General features: G+C 35.7%; 19 protein-coding genes. 13 read left to right on the top strand and 6 right to left on the bottom strand.

Going from position 1 to position 16,547, the window contains the following annotated elements:
* Positions 1–74 precede the first annotated feature (74 nt).
* Positions 75–611 carry a GtrA family protein gene (locus tag JEM49_RS04735; RefSeq protein ID WP_201873896.1) on the bottom strand — a complete coding sequence of 179 codons (537 nt, stop codon included), beginning with the start codon at positions 609–611 and terminating at the stop codon, positions 75–77.
* Positions 604–1,050, bottom strand: coding sequence for a flavodoxin (locus JEM49_RS04740; RefSeq protein WP_087175941.1), 447 nt, complete (start codon positions 1,048–1,050; stop codon positions 604–606). The genes JEM49_RS04735 and JEM49_RS04740 overlap by 8 nt, the downstream gene beginning before the upstream one ends.
* Positions 1,051–1,254: 204 nt before the next feature.
* On the opposite strand from JEM49_RS04740, the gene JEM49_RS04745 reads away from it, so the two are divergent.
* The 8 genes from JEM49_RS04745 (at position 1,255) to JEM49_RS04780 (ending at position 8,600) form a co-directional block, all read left to right on the top strand.
* Positions 1,255–1,611 carry a hypothetical protein gene (locus JEM49_RS04745; protein WP_201873898.1) on the top strand — a complete coding sequence of 119 codons (357 nt, stop codon included), beginning with the start codon at positions 1,255–1,257 and terminating at the stop codon, positions 1,609–1,611.
* Positions 1,612–1,636: 25 nt separating this feature from the next.
* Positions 1,637–2,155, top strand: a complete 519-nt coding sequence (locus JEM49_RS04750) for a hypothetical protein (RefSeq protein ID WP_242509773.1) — start codon at positions 1,637–1,639, stop codon at positions 2,153–2,155.
* An 81-nt stretch (positions 2,156–2,236) separates the two neighbouring features.
* The gene (gene map / locus JEM49_RS04755; protein WP_003633294.1) at positions 2,237–3,064 is read left to right on the top strand and encodes a type I methionyl aminopeptidase; all 828 of its coding nucleotides are present in this window, start codon (positions 2,237–2,239) and stop codon (positions 3,062–3,064) included.
* Positions 3,065–3,072: 8 nt separating this feature from the next.
* On the top strand, positions 3,073–3,996 hold the full coding sequence (locus JEM49_RS04760; protein ID WP_087175943.1) for a YihY/virulence factor BrkB family protein: 924 nt from the start codon (positions 3,073–3,075) through the stop codon (positions 3,994–3,996).
* Between the two features lie 62 nt (positions 3,997–4,058).
* Positions 4,059–4,958, top strand: a complete 900-nt coding sequence (gene galU / locus JEM49_RS04765; protein ID WP_025005470.1) for a UTP--glucose-1-phosphate uridylyltransferase GalU — start codon at positions 4,059–4,061, stop codon at positions 4,956–4,958.
* A gap of 107 nt (positions 4,959–5,065) precedes the next feature.
* Entirely contained in the window at positions 5,066–6,226 is a 1,161-nt protein-coding gene (locus JEM49_RS04770; RefSeq protein ID WP_201873900.1) for a thiolase family protein, read from the top strand.
* Complete coding sequence (locus JEM49_RS04775; protein WP_098037112.1) at positions 6,226–7,437, top strand: hydroxymethylglutaryl-CoA reductase, degradative; 1,212 nt, start codon at positions 6,226–6,228, stop codon at positions 7,435–7,437. The genes JEM49_RS04770 and JEM49_RS04775 overlap by 1 nt, the downstream gene beginning before the upstream one ends.
* Entirely contained in the window at positions 7,437–8,600 is a 1,164-nt protein-coding gene (locus tag JEM49_RS04780) for a hydroxymethylglutaryl-CoA synthase (RefSeq protein WP_201873902.1), read from the top strand. The genes JEM49_RS04775 and JEM49_RS04780 overlap by 1 nt, the downstream gene beginning before the upstream one ends.
* Before the next feature lie 37 nt (positions 8,601–8,637).
* Here JEM49_RS04780 and JEM49_RS04785 read toward each other — a convergent pair whose 3' ends face one another.
* Entirely contained in the window at positions 8,638–8,922 is a 285-nt protein-coding gene (locus tag JEM49_RS04785; protein ID WP_098036844.1) for a hypothetical protein, read from the bottom strand.
* Positions 8,923–9,004: 82 nt separating this feature from the next.
* On the opposite strand from JEM49_RS04785, the gene JEM49_RS04790 reads away from it, so the two are divergent.
* Complete coding sequence (locus JEM49_RS04790) at positions 9,005–9,925, top strand: alpha/beta hydrolase (protein ID WP_087175615.1); 921 nt, start codon at positions 9,005–9,007, stop codon at positions 9,923–9,925.
* A 406-nt stretch (positions 9,926–10,331) separates the two neighbouring features.
* Here the strand turns inward: JEM49_RS04790 and rlmD are convergent, their stop codons facing one another.
* Positions 10,332–11,714 (bottom strand): 23S rRNA (uracil(1939)-C(5))-methyltransferase RlmD, encoded by a 1,383-nt coding sequence (gene rlmD / locus JEM49_RS04795; RefSeq protein ID WP_087175616.1) that lies wholly within the window; start codon positions 11,712–11,714, stop codon positions 10,332–10,334.
* Positions 11,715–11,835: 121 nt separating this feature from the next.
* On the opposite strand from rlmD, the gene recX reads away from it, so the two are divergent.
* Entirely contained in the window at positions 11,836–12,648 is an 813-nt protein-coding gene (recX, locus tag JEM49_RS04800; RefSeq protein ID WP_087175617.1) for a recombination regulator RecX, read from the top strand.
* A 9-nt stretch (positions 12,649–12,657) separates the two neighbouring features.
* A complete protein-coding gene (locus JEM49_RS04805) occupies positions 12,658–13,140 on the top strand; it encodes a hypothetical protein (protein ID WP_098036846.1) in 483 nt (160 codons plus the stop codon).
* Here JEM49_RS04805 and JEM49_RS04810 read toward each other — a convergent pair whose 3' ends face one another.
* Entirely contained in the window at positions 13,141–13,602 is a 462-nt protein-coding gene (locus JEM49_RS04810) for a hypothetical protein (protein WP_087175619.1), read from the bottom strand.
* 106 nt (positions 13,603–13,708) lie between these two features.
* On the opposite strand from JEM49_RS04810, the gene JEM49_RS04815 reads away from it, so the two are divergent.
* Positions 13,709–14,581, top strand: coding sequence for a hemolysin family protein (locus JEM49_RS04815; protein WP_201873905.1), 873 nt, complete (start codon positions 13,709–13,711; stop codon positions 14,579–14,581).
* Complete coding sequence (locus JEM49_RS04820) at positions 14,581–16,152, top strand: peptide chain release factor 3 (protein ID WP_201873907.1); 1,572 nt, start codon at positions 14,581–14,583, stop codon at positions 16,150–16,152. The genes JEM49_RS04815 and JEM49_RS04820 overlap by 1 nt, the downstream gene beginning before the upstream one ends.
* Positions 16,153–16,217: 65 nt before the next feature.
* Here JEM49_RS04820 and JEM49_RS04825 read toward each other — a convergent pair whose 3' ends face one another.
* Positions 16,218–16,499 carry a DUF1827 family protein gene (locus JEM49_RS04825; protein WP_014563970.1) on the bottom strand — a complete coding sequence of 94 codons (282 nt, stop codon included), beginning with the start codon at positions 16,497–16,499 and terminating at the stop codon, positions 16,218–16,220.
* Positions 16,500–16,547 lie beyond the last annotated feature (48 nt).

Below are 16,547 nucleotides of genomic sequence, written 5' to 3' on the forward strand. Positions count from 1 at the left end.
GAGGCTTATGCCTCTTTTTTTCTACCAAAAAATCCCATTGATAGAATATCATAGAAATCTATCAACAGGATTTATCATAGAGCCCTTTTTTTATTATCTCGTTTATTTTTTTGTTCTTGAATCCGCATCTTAGCTCGTTCAATCATGGTATGTTCTTGCTTTTGAAAGACTGATCTAGTAGTTAAATAATTGAATACACCAACTAATACTTGGTCAATGATCTTAACAAGTAAGGCGTTTAAATGAAGCCAAGATAATCCTACCAGCATAATTAAAGTATCTGGAATTAGACTAATTACACGATAGGTAAAGAAAACTATTAATTTATGCCATGTGCTGTGATCATGATCGACATTATTAATAAAAACGGCTTTTTGGTTAAAGTAAAATGATGCCAGGTTGGACACAATAAAAGCAATGGTGTTAGAAATCACCATTACGCTGTGCCACCAAGAGTGAAGCACCATAAAGACTAAAGTGTTAATTAAGGCAGCTACAAAGCCAAAAATCATGTATACCCAAAGATTACGGTGTCTTTTAAGTATTTTTTGCCCTAATTGTCGAATTTGAGCTTGATCGACAGCAGTAACTTCTTTTTTATTTTTAGTCATGTAGCTTATCAGCCATTTCCTTTGCAGCTTGGTCGATTAGATCAATTGCTTCATCGTCAGGCGCATTTTCAATAGTGACTGGTTTAGTAATCTCAGTAGCACCACATTCTTTAAATGCCTTTTCATAGTCAAAAACATTTTCACAGAAGTGTTCACCATAGGTCTTATCTCCAGAACCCATGACAGCAAAATATTTACCACTTAAATCTAAAGCCTTTAATTCTTCATAAAAGTCTGCAATTTCATCGGTCATTGCACCTTCACCATAAGTGTAAGTAATGAAAATGCAGAGATCACTTTCTAAGTAATCGTTAGCATCCGTAAAACCAACATCGCTGGTTTCAACGTCAAAGCCATAGTCTTGAAGATCTTCTTCTAATATATCTGCCATGTCTTCATCATTGCCAGTCATACTGGCGTAGACAATTCTTGCTTTCATGATTTTTCATACCTTTCACTGCATTATACGACATTTTATTATACATGAAACTATCGTAAAATCGTTTGGTTTTATCAAATTTTTAAAATTGAAATTCATTATTTTGCCTTATATTTAAGGATTTAAAATTTTTTCTGTATTTTTAATTAAACAAACGGTAAAGTAAATCAGAGATAACAGAGTTTTTTTAGTAGAGGGTAATTTATGCATAAAATTTTCAGAATTTTTATTATTTTGTTTTTAGCCTTAAGTGCGACAATCGTAGTTGGGCAAAGTTGTTATAATCAGCCAACCTATGCTTCGATGGGATCAACGGGTGGAGGTAGTACTTCAACAGGTGGTGGTTCTTTATCCGGCGGCGGTGGTTGGTCGTCATCAGATTCAGATAGTGATGCGGATTTCTTTGATTTACATAGTTGGGGAGTAATATTACTAATTTTCCTAGTTCTGGGAGGATTAGTATATTTAGAAATGCTTTTTTCTAGATTCCGCTATTGGCTGCGCAAGATTCATTATGCGTACCATTTAAAGCGACAACGCCTATACACTTTTTCAACCTAATTTAACAATTAGTAAGTTCGAGAAAATGTTGCGGTTAACCAAAATTAAATTAGTGGAAAATAAAAATAATGAATTAGATGATAGTTTTACAGAGACTTATATTCAAGCTCAGTATTTATATAGTCAGCTTTTACGCGAAAAATATGTCAACCGCCATCATAGTCTGCATTTACTTAGAAAATATTTAGATAAATATTTCTACAAAGCCATGGTTAAGGAAATTAAATTGAAGATCTCACAGGGAACGATTGATGATACCGTTGTTAATAATATTGAAGTTGTCAAATATGCCAAGTTAGACGAGAATTTGATTATTACGCAATTAAACGTCAATGGTCAGGATAAAGAAGTTCAATTTAATGAAAGCTTTGAGGATAGCTTTGCTAGAGACACATGGAGCGATTATGTGATCTTCGGCAAGACAAAGTCGGGACAATATAAGATTGTTTCTTTAGTATATGGCGAGCATTTCCAATTAAATGGCAGAGATTATAATCGCCAAAGAAATTTACGTCACACTCAATACTTTGAAAGACGAAAATGATTAGCCTTTTAAAAGTATTTAGTAAAACGGTATAATAGTGATATCTGAAACTAAAAAAGTTTTATCAAAGGAGAATTTGTTTTGATTACAATTAAATCAATTAGAGAACTTAAAGGTATGCAAGCTTCAGGCCATCTTCTTGCAACAATGTTTGAAGGCTTGCGTGATGTAATTAAGCCAGGAATTTCAACCTGGGAAATTGAAGAATTCTGCCAAGACTTTGTTAAGAGTCGTGGTGGTCGTCTTTCAGAACAAGGCTTTGAAGGCTACAAGTATGGTACTTGTATCTCAGTTAACGATGAAATTGCTCACCAAACTCCAAGAAAAGACCGTATCTTAAAGGAAGGCGACATCGTTAAGGTTGATGTAACTTGCAACTTAAATGGTTACGAGTCAGATTCATGCACTACTTATCCAGTTGGTGAAATTTCAGAAGCTGATAAGAAATTAATCGAAGTAACTAAGAAGGCAATGTACTTAGGAATTGATCAAGCCGTTTTAGGTAACCGTATCGGTGATATTGGTGCCGCTATTCAACATTGGGTTGAAGACGAAAACCATTATGGCGATGTCCGCGAATTAATTGGTCACGGTATTCAACCATCAATTCACGAAGATCCAGAAGTACCACACTGGGGCAAGGCTGGTCACGGCATTCGTCTTCGTGAAGGTATGACTATTACCTGTGAACCAATGGTTGAAGCAGGTGGCGATTGGCATATTGACCAAAGAACAGTTGATGACCCTAACGATGACTGGGTTTACTACGCAACTCCAGATGGTTCAAATGCTGCTCAATTTGAACACACTTTTGCTATTACTAAAGATGGTCCTAAGATCTTAACTTTACAAAAACCATATGATGGTTTAGAAAAATACATCCCTCACTTTGATGAGATGGATGATTAGGTTCTTGAATGAAAAATGAGATAAAGAAATCTAATTCAAAAATAAGTGATTTCTTTCTTACTTTGCGAACGATTTTGTCGCAAGGTGAGATTATTGATAGTTCAATTGTAATTGCATATTATATTTTGTTTTCAATCTTTCCGATTATCATTATTATCGGAAATGTCCTGCCTCTGTTTCATATTGATACAGCGCCTATTGCAAAATATTTAAATTTGATTTTTCCAGATCAAGTATCTAGTTTTATTATGCCGATCATCAATTCTTTATTGAAGACGACATCTACTGGCTATATTTCATTTGGTATTATTTTAGCGATTTGGTCTTTTTCTAATTTGGTTAATGCAATTAGATTAGGTGAGAACCGACTGTATGGTGTTCACCAAGTTGAATTAAAACTTTCAATGCTTAATTTTTTGTGGACAAGGTTGATCACAGTCATCTTTACTACTTTGATGATTATCATCTTTACTGCAGTTGGTGTAATATTGGCGTTTGGTCAAGAATTGCTAGATTTAATGGATGCAATTTTTAAAGTACCAGTTCATGAAATTGGTAAAATATTTAGCTATCGTTATCCTGTGATTTTCTTGATTATAATTTTGGCGGTATTTTACTTAAATTATGTTTTGCCAAATATTAAACTAAAGAAACGTGTAATTTGGCCGGGGATATTTGTCACTTCATTTGGATGGATGGCGTTATCATTTTTATTTAGTTTTTATTTGCATAACTTTCCAATTACTTGGAAAAACTACGGCATTGTCGGTACGTTTATTATCTTTATGTTGTGGTTGAACATTGCTTCACTATTGTTTTTATTTGGCGTTGCTGTTAATGCAACGATTATTCGTAATCGAGTAGGAGAGCTTGAGTATTCTGCTGGTAGGATTGCAAGTTATATTCAAGATAAAAGGCGAAAACAAAAGTAGCTCTAAAATCACGATTTTGCTATGATACTGTTAAAAGTTAAGAGAATAGAAAGAGTGTCTGTATGAAAGTAAGAAAAGCTGTTATTCCAGCTGCCGGTTTAGGTACTAGATTCTTACCTGCAACTAAGGCTTTACCTAAAGAAATGTTGCCAATTGTTGATAAACCAACAATTCAATTTATCGTAGAAGAAGCCAAGAAGTCTGGTATTGAAGATATTTTGATTGTTATTGGTAAAAATAAGCGACCAATTGAAGATCATTTTGATTCTAATCCAGAACTTGAACAAGACTTGGAAGAAAAGGGTAAAAGCGAGTTGCTTAAGTTGACCCAAGGTATTACCAACTTAGGTGTCAATTTGTACTATACTAGACAACCACATCCAGCAGGCTTAGGGGATGCAATTTATCGTGCTCGCAGCTTTGTTGGAGATGAGCCATTTGTAGTAATGCTTGGGGATGATTTGATGGATGACAAAATTCCTTTAACTAAGCAATTGATTAATCGTTATGACAAGACTCATGCTTCTACTATTGCTGTAATGCCAGTGCCTCATGAAGAAGTTTCTAAATATGGGGTAATTGAACCTGAAAATGAAATCATGCCTGGTTTAATCAACGTTAAGTCTTTTGTAGAAAAGCCAGATATTGATAAGGCACCAAGTGATTATGCAATTATTGGACGTTACTTGCTTACACCAGAAATTTTTGATATTTTGGCTCATCAAAAACCAGGGCGTGGCGGAGAAATCCAATTAACAGATGCCATTGATACGATGAATAAGACACAACGCGTGTTTGCTCATGTATTTAAAGGTGAACGTCATGATGTTGGTAATAAAGAAGGCTATCTTGAAACTTCTATTGAATATGGACTAAAGCATCCTGAAATTAAGGATCAATTGCGTGCGTATATTAAGAAGCTATCTAAGCAATTTGAAGCTGAAGATAAAAATAATAAATAAAAAGCAGATAATTGTTTACAGACTACGCGAAAGCGTAGTCTTTTTATGTTTTTTTTAATATTTTTTGTTATGATCATAGTGTTAATAATACAAATGGAGAAAAAGTGATGAAAAATATTTATATTGTAGCAGCCAAGAGAACACCTTTTGGCAAGTATCGTGGATTTTTTAAAGATGCTTCGGCAATTGATCTTGGCGTAATGGCATTAAAGGGCGCGTTAAAAGATGGAAATATTAATCCTGATAAGGTCCAAGAACTTTTTATGGGCAATGTTTTGAGTACAGGCTTGGGTGAAAATATGGCTCGTCAGGTTGCTCTTAATTCAGGAATGAAAGAAGAATCCACTGCGGCAACGATTAATGATGTTTGTGGCTCTAGCCTTAAGGCTGTCCGTTTAGCTCAAGGTCAAATGGAAATGGGCGATTTAGATCTAGTTGCAGTTGGTGGTAGCGAAAGTATGACCCGTGTACCATATTTGGTTAAAAAAGAAAATAAAGAAAATCCTGCAGACCATTTAGTAAATACTATGATAAATGATGGCTTGATGGATGCTTTTTCTGGACAACATATGGGGATTACCGCCGAAAACGTTGCACAAAGATATCATGTTACCCGTGAAGAGATGGATGAATTTAGTCTTCGTTCTCATAAAAAAGCGGCAGAAGCAACGAAATATGGCTTTTTTGATAACGAAATTTTGCCAATTGAAATTGATGGTGAAACTTTAGATCATGATGAGCCAATTCGTCCAGATACTTCTATGGAAGCCTTAAGTCAATTAAAACCGGTCTTTAAAGAGGATGGTGACGTAACCGCCGGTAATTCGTCTCCATTAACAGATGGTGCAAGTATGTTGGTATTAGCCACAGAAGACAAGGTTAAGGAATTAAACTTAAAGCCGATTGCTAAGCTAGGAGCTTTTGCGGAAGCTGGATTTGATCCTGCTTATATGGGATATGCACCATATTTTGCCGTGAAGAAGCTGCTTGAAAAAACAGGACGTTCAATTAATGATTATGATATTGTAGAACTAAACGAAGCCTTTGCTTCGCAAAGCGTAGCAGTAGCTCGTGATTTGCAAATCCCTGATGATAAATTAAATATCATGGGTGGTGCCATTGCGTTGGGACATCCATTAGGTGCAACTGGAACCAGATTAATTTGTTCTGCAATTAGTGGCTTAAAGAAGGAGCAAGGCCAGCGTGCATTGGTAACTTTGTGCATTGGCGGTGGTCAAGCAATCGCATATGAAATCGAGAATGTTTAATGAAGTTTTATCAATTAAAGCCTGAGCAAAGGCGAGAAATTTTACAATCTGAAGGAATAAATTTAGAAGATATTGATGATCAGGTTCTTAACCGCTTAGACAAATTAAGCGAAAATGTTGTGGGCCAATTACGGTTGCCTTTGGGAGTAGTGCAAAATCTTTTACTAAATGAGCAATCGTATATGGTCCCTATGGCTGTAGAAGAACCTTCAGTTGTGGCAGCTGCTAATCATGGTGCTCATATTTTTGCACGAAATGGTGGAGTCAAGGCAACTAGCAAGCGAACAGGAATCTATGGTCAAATCGTTTTAAAGATAAATTCTGACTTTTCTTTGGTAAACTTAAAAAAACAATTTCCTGATTTGATCGATTTAGCTAATACAGAATTTGCTAGTTTAATTCGTCACGGTGGTGGAACTAGATCAATTGAGGCTGAACAAAAAGGTGATTTAGTCTATCTTAAAGTTTTAGTTGATCCCGCTGAAGCAATGGGGGCAAATAAGACAAATTCTATCTTGGAATTTTTAGCAGCTAAATTAAAACAATTCCCAGGTGTTGAAGAAAAATTATTTGCCATTTTATCAAATTATCCTAGTCAGTTGACTACGGTTATAGTTACTCTTGATCCTAAAACAATGGGTGGCCGGAAAGTAGCTGAACGTGTTGCTTTGCTCAGCAAAATTGGTTATGAAGATCCATATCGAGCAGTAACCAATAATAAAGGAATCATGAATGGCGTTGATGCGGTGTTAATTGCTACAGGAAATGATTACCGCGCAATTGAAAGTGCGACTGCAGTTTTAGCTAACCAAGATGGACATTATCGCAGTTTGTCTAAATGGACTATGCAAGATGGCAAGCTAGTTGGCGAATTAACTTTGCCAATGGCTATTGGAGTAGTTGGTGGTTCTATTAAGGCTCGCAAAGATGTACAGCAGAGTTTTGCTATTTTAGGTAAGAAGATTACCAGTGCTAAGTTAGCCGAAATTATTGTCAGTGTTGGGTTAGCTAATAATCTGGCAGCACTGCTGGCGATTTCTACTGTAGGAATTCAAGCAGGACATATGAAGCTGCAAGCACGCAATATCGTCGCTGAACTTGATGCCAGTGATGATGAAAAGAAGCAGGTATTAACACAAATAATTGAGCAAAAAGATTATTCTGAAAGTTATGCACAACTTGTTTTAAAGCAAATAAGAGAGGGAAAATAATGCAAGTAGGTATTGATAAGATTGGACTTTTTACTCCTAACAAATATGTAGACATGGTTGATTTAGCCCATGCAAGAAATGAAGATCCAAATAAGTTTTTGATCGGTATTGGTCAAAGTGAAATGAGCGTTGCAGATCAAACCCAAGATGCTGTTTCAATGGGAATTAATGCAACGATGAAGTACATTGACCGGATTGATAAGGATAAGATTGGTTTATTGGTCTTTGGTACCGAAAGCGGGATCGATCAATCTAAATCAGCTTCACTTTTTGTTAAGACAGCACTTAAATTAAAACCAGAAGTGCGGACTTTTGAAGTAAAAGAGGCATGTTTTGGCTTAACCGCTGCCTTAATGATTGCACGTGATTTCGTTAGAGTTCATTCCGACCAAACTGCAATGGTCATTGGTAGTGATATTGCACGTTACGGTATTGGTACTGCGGGTGAAGTAACCCAAGGTGCTGGTAGTGTAAGTATGCTGATTAAGGCTGATCCAGCTATTTTAGCTTTAAATGATGGTCACAGTGCATACAGCGAGGACATTAATGACTTTTGGCGTCCAAATAACTCTAAATTAGCAATGGTTGATGGTAAATATTCAACACAAGTCTATTTAGATTTCTTTAGCAAAACTTTTGCGGATTATAAAAAGCAAAAGAATTTGGAAACAAAAGATTTTGATGCTATTATTTATCACTTGCCATTCACTAAGATGGGGTTAAAGGCTAATCGAATTGCTGTTGCTGATCAAGATGAAGCCACTACTGAAAAATTGCAAAATTCATTTGCTGCTTCTAAACAATTATCACGTCGAGTTGGTAATATTTATACTGCCTCTCTTTATATGAGCTTGTTGAGTTTGCTTGAAAACGGTAATTTATCAGCTGGCTCATTAGTTGGTTTATTCTCATATGGCTCAGGTGCCATGGGTGAATTTTACAGTGGCAATCTTGTAGCTTGCTATGAAAAAGAAATTAATGCAGCCAGTGATGAAAAGATGCTTGAAAGACGTCAAAAGTTAAGTATTCCTGAATACGAAGATGTGTTTAATACTGCGCTTGAAGATCCGGAAGACAATGAAGAATTAACTAGTGATGATGAAAAAGGCACTTGGTATTTTGCAGGTACTAAAGGCAATATTCGTCAATATAAAGTTAAGTAAAATGGAAAAGGCTATGATCATGATGATCGTAGCCTTTTTACATAAGAACAATTTGATTGTTGTCTTCTTTGATTTGTAATCCAAAAATGTGATGTTCTTCTTGGTCAACTGCTATTAAAAGAGGAATACCGCGGTTATGCATATGACCTACTAAGCGGATCAGTTTAGCCTTAGTCATTGCTTTTTCTCCTGGATAAAGCAGACAGTGGCCATCTACCAGAGTTAGTTTGCCCCAAGGAACAACTTTATCGTCTATTTTTAGATAAAAAGTGGTATTAATATTTAAATCGTTAATTAATTGAAGTAAATCTGTTAAGCGCATTTTCAAGTATAATTAAAATTAGTAATAGTTATTAACTAATTATAGAATGAATAATAAAGTAAATTAACATGGAAGAATCAAAATGAAGAAAAAAATAATATTATCGTCTTTGACTTTGGCTGGACTAGGGTGGTTAGCAATTAGCGACTATTTTTTTAAATACGCGATGACCACTTATAAGAAAAAGCCAGAATCTAAAGAATTATCCGGTAGGGATGCGCTATATCGTGACAAGCTTGGGTTCAAAGAATTTGAAAAACAAGAATGGATTTTAAGAGTAGATTCTAATATAAGTTTATATGCTAACTATCTTGATAATCATTCTAAGAAGACGACGATTTTATTGCATGGCTTTATGAGCGACGGAGATAGCATGGCTGGTTTTGCCAAGATGTTTTATGATTTGGGATATAATGTCTTGTTGCCTGATGCGCGGGCACATGGACGCAGCTCAGGCGAATATATTGGCTATGGCTGGGTAGAAAAAGACGATATTTTACGCTGGATTAAAAAAGCGATTGGCTATACTGGGGATGATACTCAGATCGTCGTGATGGGACAAAGCATGGGCGGTGCTACTGCGATGATGGTTTCCGGCTTAAAATTACCTAAGCAGGTAAAAGCATTTATTGAAGATTGTGGATATTCCAGTGTAAAAGAAGAAGTGGATTATCAAGCAGGTAATTTATTTGGTTTGCCTAAAGTAATTCGTAAACCTTTGATCAAGACCATGAGTGGTATTAATAGAATAGAGAATGGCTTTTTCTTAAAACGAGCATCATCTGTTAAACAATTGCGGAAGAATACGCGGCCGTTTTTGTTTATCCATGGTGGAAAAGACCACTTTGTGCCTACCGAAATGGTGTATCAAAATTATGCGGCAACTAATGCACCTAAGTTTTTATGGGTTGCACCGTTAGCTGGGCACGCTCTATCTTATCCAATGTACAAAAATAAATATCGACAAGTTATCAAAGCTTTTTTGAAAAAATATATTCATTAATTATTGCAAGCGGTTACACAACAGGATATAATTAGGGACGTGGAAGAGGTAGAAATTAAGTTAACAAGTATAAATATAAGTAAGTTTTTATCTCCAGAATTGTATTATTATTGGAAACTTGAAAGATTCTCTATATGTAGAGGTATCAGCCCTAATAATGGCTGTTTACAAAACTCCAATTCATTAAAAGTTACGTTTTATGTAAAGACCCGAACAAGTGAATGTTAATATTGGTTACGATGATGCCATTGTTTTAATACATAACGAACAGTTGAAGATCGTGACTATCAATTTGATGAGCTACCTCATCCACTTGAATTGCGACTGCTAAGAGACAAGGATTGCCCGACAGTCGCTTTTTGTATGCAAAAACAACCTAGCTGATAACTAGGTTGTTTTTCTTATCTTATTTTCTTAAAACTAATTTAGCGATTGCTTCACAACGTGGAGTTTGTGGCAACATATCCACATTTTGGATTACACGGACATCGTAAACTTCACTTAATAAGACTAAATCTTGGGCTAAAGTAGATGGGTTACATGAAATGTAAACAAAAGTTTCAGGTTTTACCTGTAAAAGAGTTTTGATTAATTTTTTAGCCAAGCCCGTTCTAGGTGGGTCAACGATTAAGGCATCGATTGAAACGCCGCTGTTCTTTAATTCAGGCAATACCTTTTCTACGCTGCCTTGGATGTAATCTGCATTTTTGATGTGATTGAGTTCCACATTGTGCTCTGCATCTTTAACGGCTTCAGGAATAGTTTCGATTCCGATAACTTGCTTGACGCGATCAGCAGCTAAGATACCTAATGTACCTACACCACTATAGGCATCAATTAAAGTTTGATCTGGGGTTAAGTCTAAGTATTTCAATGCTTCTGAATAAAGGTTGACAGTTTGAACCGGGTTGAGTTGGAAGAAGGCACGTGGGGATAAAGCAAATTTCTTACCCAAAATTTCTTCCATAATTTGGTTTTTACCCAATAATTTTTCAGTTTTATTGCCCCAAACCTGTGGATTTTGCCATTCAGTTTCGTTTTGGTAAACGCTGACGACATTATCCAGCTTCATGATTTCTTTAGCAAGTGGGATTAAGTTCTTGATCTTGTGACCAATGGTGATCAAAGTAACTTGAATTTCTTTGCTAGCTTCAGATTGACGCACTACGATAGTTTTGACGCCGGGTAAATGACGACGGAAGTTAGCAACAGGGACATGCAACTTCTCAATTAAAACTTTGATTTCACGTTCAGTCTTTTGAGTGTCTTCACTTTGCGTAGGCATCTTAGGCAAATCGATCAAGCGGTGAGAATTTGGTGCAAAAAGACCTAATTTAGTTTTACCGTGAACATTTTCGATTTGGTATTGTGCCTTATTGCGGTAATGCCATTCATCAGGAGCAGGGATAGTCTTCTTAACCTTGTATTTAGCATAGTTTCTTGGATGGTACTTTCTAAGTGATTCAAGCATATTATTACGCTTGAATTCAAGTTGCTTTTCATAAGACAAATGTGCTAGTTCCAATCCACCAATTTCTGGATCTACGCCTTCTGGGAAAGCTACTCGATCAGGACTCTTTTCCTTAATGCGGACAAGTTCACCTTGAAGATAGTGAGGGTAGCTCTTAACAATTTTGGCTACGACTACTTCATCTGGCAAAGCACCTGGGATAAAGATAATCTTCTTTTTATAATAGCCGATTCCTTCGCCATTAATTCCCAAACGTTTAATTGTGATAATTACATCTTTTTCATGATGTTGTTTTTTATTTGTAAATTTTTTATTCATCATCTTATTCTTTCTACTAAAAACTAATTACATTGCTTTTAATTGTACTACCTGGTAAAAGTTCTTAGCAAGATTTAAAAAAATTTGCTAGCATGTATTTTGGAATATGCGAGGTGAAAAAATGATCATAACCAAAGTTAGTGCACAAAAGCGCCCAGGTCGCTATAATATTTTCCTAGATGGTAAATATGCTTTTTCTGCTGGTGAAAAAACAGTCGCTGAGTTTGTTCTTTTAAAAGGAAAAGAACTTGATGATGAGCAAGTTGAAAAAATCAGACAATTTGATGCTGCTGCTAAAGCTAGTGATCTAGCAGCACATTTTTTGAGTTACGAACCTCGAACTATTTTTGAAGTCTTGCAGTATTTAAAAAAGCATGAAATTTCTGATGAAGCTGCTAATAGTGCCGTTAATCAGTTAAATGAGTTAGGTTATTTAGATGATCGTCAGTATGCTAAATTATTTATTAAAAATGATTTACGTGTCGGATCAGATGGACCGAAAAGTTTGCTACGTAAATTAACGCAAAAAGGTGTTGATCCAGAAATCAGTCAGACAGAATTAGACGAAGTGATGGATGAAGACTGGATTGAAGTCGGTCAAAGAGTAATCAAATCGATGATTCATCAAGCAGGTAAACTGGCTCAGCGAGAATTAAAGCGTAAGATGAAAACTAAGTTATTAATGCATGGTTTTGACGGTGGAATTAGCAGTGAAATAATTGCATCTTTAGATCTTGAAGATGATGAAGATTTGCAAATGCAAGCTTTAAAAAAGCAGGGCATCAAAGCCTATAAACGTTTTCGTCGCTATGATGAAAGTGAATGCAAGTTTCGGATGAAGAAATATCTCTTCAGCCATGGTTTTTCAACTAGTGAAATTGATGCATTTTTAAATGGTGAAGTAATTAATTTTGATGATTTAGCAGAATATTAAGGAGAAAAAATGAAAAAGAATATTGATAAGAAGTTATTTGTTGGCCGTCCTTTCCCAGATAGTTTGATGAATGCCCAAAAGAGTTTTATGGAATCTAATCAACAAATGGAAAATGATGAAGTATTTCAAAAGTTTTTAGCAGATAATAATCTAGAAAATAAGCGTTCAGCCTTAATTGTTTCAGGCCCAGATAGCTTTATGTACTGGTATGGCGTAGTAACTGATGTGGAAGCTGATAAGGTGCCAACAGGTTTAATGAAGTTTGAATTACCTAAGGCTGAAATAGATGAAGAAGTAGAAGAAAATCAAAATTTAGTTTACTTTAACTTGCCATTAAATAGCACTGTACCTAATTTTGTAAAAAAGGTAGTAGCCAATGGAGTTAAGGTTTATGAGAACTTAGGTGATAGCGATACTCCATATATTGTCTGGAATCTAGATTTAGATACAAAAAAACTGACCCAAGCATTTTACGTAAAGGTCAGTGAATAATTAATGTTGTTGTGGATCGATTGATAGATTATCGTATTCAACATAAGCGCCAAGACAAGTTGATACGAACATGATTAATAAGACGAAACCGATGGAACTACCTACAATTTGATCTAGTGTTAACACGGCACGTACTAAATAAGTTGCGGCAAAGCATAAAATAAAATCTAAGACGATATTTGCAAATAATAAGAAATAGCGTCGTCTAATACTGAAAAAGCGCAAAAGCTGCTTTAACAAGCCGTCATTAGTTTGCATAGCTAATAGATCAACTGGTCGTTGAATCGTAGCTTTAACTGCAAACATAATGATAGAACCGACTAAAGCACCAATAATTGTGCGGTAAATTTCTGCCGAATGGAGAACTAGTGCATTATAGCCGATACCGATAATTAGTAAGCTACAGATATATGGAACAAGTAATAAAAAAGTAAAAACTAATAAAACGTGGCTTTTTTTCATAAGGAGTTCCTCCTTTTAGTCTTATTTGCTATTTTAACATACTGTTAATTGCTCTATGCTATAATAACTTTATTTAGATAACTTTTTTAAGAAAGAGAGTAAAAAAATGAGTAGTGATCCTGGAGCGAAGAATCTTTTTGTTCGCCTTAAAAATAGATTGTCAGGTGAGACAGAAGAAGGAACTAAAGATCATTTAGAAAAAGAAATTATCAATTTACATGATAATCATAAAATTAATGATACTGAGTTCTCAATGCTTGAAAGAATTCTGGACTTTCAGGGGAAAATGGCTCGCGAAGTAATGGTACCAAGAACGGACGCGTTCATGGTAGATGCGGATGTGAGTTTTCAAGATAATCTTGATGAAATATTGCGTGAGCCGTATTCGCGTATTCCAGTATATAAACGAGATAAGGATAAAATCGTCGGCATAATTCATATCAGAACGGTATTGCGTAAGGCTAAGATTAAGGGGTTTGAAAATCTTGATTATCAAGATGTAATGACTGAACCTTTATTTGCACCAGAAACAGCAGAATTAGGAGATCTGTTGATGGAAATGCAGCAAACGCAGCGTCAACTAGCTATTTTAACAGATGAGTATGGTGGCGTAACTGGCTTGGCTACTATTGAAGACCTTGTCGAAGAGATCGTAGGGGATATCGACGACGAGGTTGATCATACAGAGATTTTGTATAATCAAATTGCGCCCAATAAGTATATTATCTATGGAAAAATGCCGTTAGATGATTTTAATGAGCAATTTGGTACGCATCTTGAAATGGAAGATGTAGATACGGTAGCAGGTTATGTCATTAATACCTTGAAGATGATCCCAGCTAAAGGGGAAAAGTTAACCGTTGACATTGGCGACGGGATGACTTTGACTACTAGAAGAATGAAAGGGTCACGTTTACTTACGGTTTTGTTGACAAAGGATAGACAAGAAATAAAAAAGGAAGAAGATAAAAAAGAGTAATGGATAAAGAGTTAGCAGAGAAAGTAAAGAAAAGAAGAACATTTGCAATTATTTCTCACCCAGATGCAGGTAAGACAACAATTACGGAACAAATGCTGTTATTTGGTGGGGTAATTAGAAAAGCTGGTACTGTTAAAGCCCGTAAAACTGGTAACTTTGCTACAAGTGACTGGATGGAAATTGAAAAAAAGCGTGGTATTTCAGTTACTAGTTCCGTTATGCAGTTTGAGTACAAGGGCAAGAGAATCAATATCTTGGATACACCAGGACACCAAGATTTCTCAGAAGATACCTATCGTACTTTAATGGCGGTGGATGCTGCTGTCATGGTAATTGACTCTGCAAAGGGTATCGAACCACAAACTAAGAAACTATTTAAAGTTGTTAAAAAACGTGGTATTCCGATTTTTACTTTTATGAACAAGTTAGACCGTGATGGTCGACCACCACTTGATTTGATTGCTGAACTTGAAGATTTGCTCGGCATTGAAGGTGTAGCAATGGACTGGCCGATTGGTTCTGGTCAAACTTTAAAAGGCTTGTATGATATTGCTAATAATCGCGTTGAATTGTACCGCAAAGATGGCGCAGACCGTTTCTTACCATTGAATGAAGATGGTACTTTGCCTGATAGCGAACCATTGAGTCAAGATCCTCAATTCCAAGATACTCTTGATGAAATTGAATTGGTTAAAGAAGCTGGTAATAAATTTGATCCTGAAAAAATTGCTTTGGGTGATCAAACTCCAGTCTTCTTCGGTTCAGCTTTAACCAATTTTGGTGTAGAAACATTCTTAAATAGTTTCGTTGATTTAGCACCGGCTCCTGAAAGTCATACTGTTAATGGGGATGAAGAACTTAGTCCAAAAGATCCGGAATTCTCAGGCTTTGTCTTTAAGATTCAGGCTAACATGAATCCTCACCACCGTGATCGAATCGCATTTGTCCGTGTTGGTAGTGGTGAATTTAAAAAAGGATTGGATGTTACTTTAGCAAGAACAGGTAAGCCAATCCGTTTGAATAATGCAACTGAATTTATGTCTAGTGAACGTGTGCAAGTTTCAGATGCCGTAGCTGGAGATATTGTTGGTTTGTACGATACTGGTAACTTCCAAATTGGAGACAGTATTTATTCAGGTAAACGTAAAATCGTTTATCCACCACTTCCAGAATTTACTCCAGAATTGTTTATGCGGGTAACTGCTAAGAATGTGATGAAGCAAAAGTCATTCCACAAGGGAATGAATCAGTTGGTTCAAGAAGGTGCTATTCAGCTTTACCGTAATTACCAAACCGATGAATATATTTTAGGTGCGGTTGGTCAATTGCAATTTGAAGTCTTCCAATTCAGAATGAAGAATGAATATAATTCAGAAGTTGAGATGAATAGTATTGGACATAGAGTTGCGCGTTGGATTGATCCAGAGCAACTTGATCCTCGTATGTCTAACAGCCGTAATCTTCTAGTAAAAGACCGTTATGGCAATCCATTGTTCTTGTTTGAGAATGAATTTGCAGAACGATTCTTCCACGACAAGTATCCGGATGTTAAATTAATGGAAAAGCTTTAATAAAAAATAAGCGTCTAGGAAATAAATCCTCTAGACGCTTATTTTTGTGATTAAATTTATTTAATTTACTTGTCGACGTGAATTTCAATGACGTGACGGCTCTTGTCAACGGTTAAAGTATATGAAGAATCGTAATCTTTGATTAATCGTTTGATGACAAATTCAATTTCATCTTCACGGACACGGCGATCATGGTTTTCAAGTGCAATGCCGATTGCATTTTTGCTTTCGGTATAAATTACTGAAGTATTTCCTAATGAATATACTTTAACGTAATTAGCATCGGTAGTATTGAGCTGACTGTGAACCAAGTTAGAATAGTTGTTAGTTACATCGATTAAATGCATGAATTTCACCTGTTTCTTTTAGTTTTTATAACTTAAATTTAGTATACA

Origin of the sequence: Lactobacillus sp. A27 (assembly GCF_016742815.1) — a bacterium.
Classification (GTDB): Bacteria; Bacillota; Bacilli; order Lactobacillales; family Lactobacillaceae; genus Lactobacillus; species Lactobacillus gallinarum.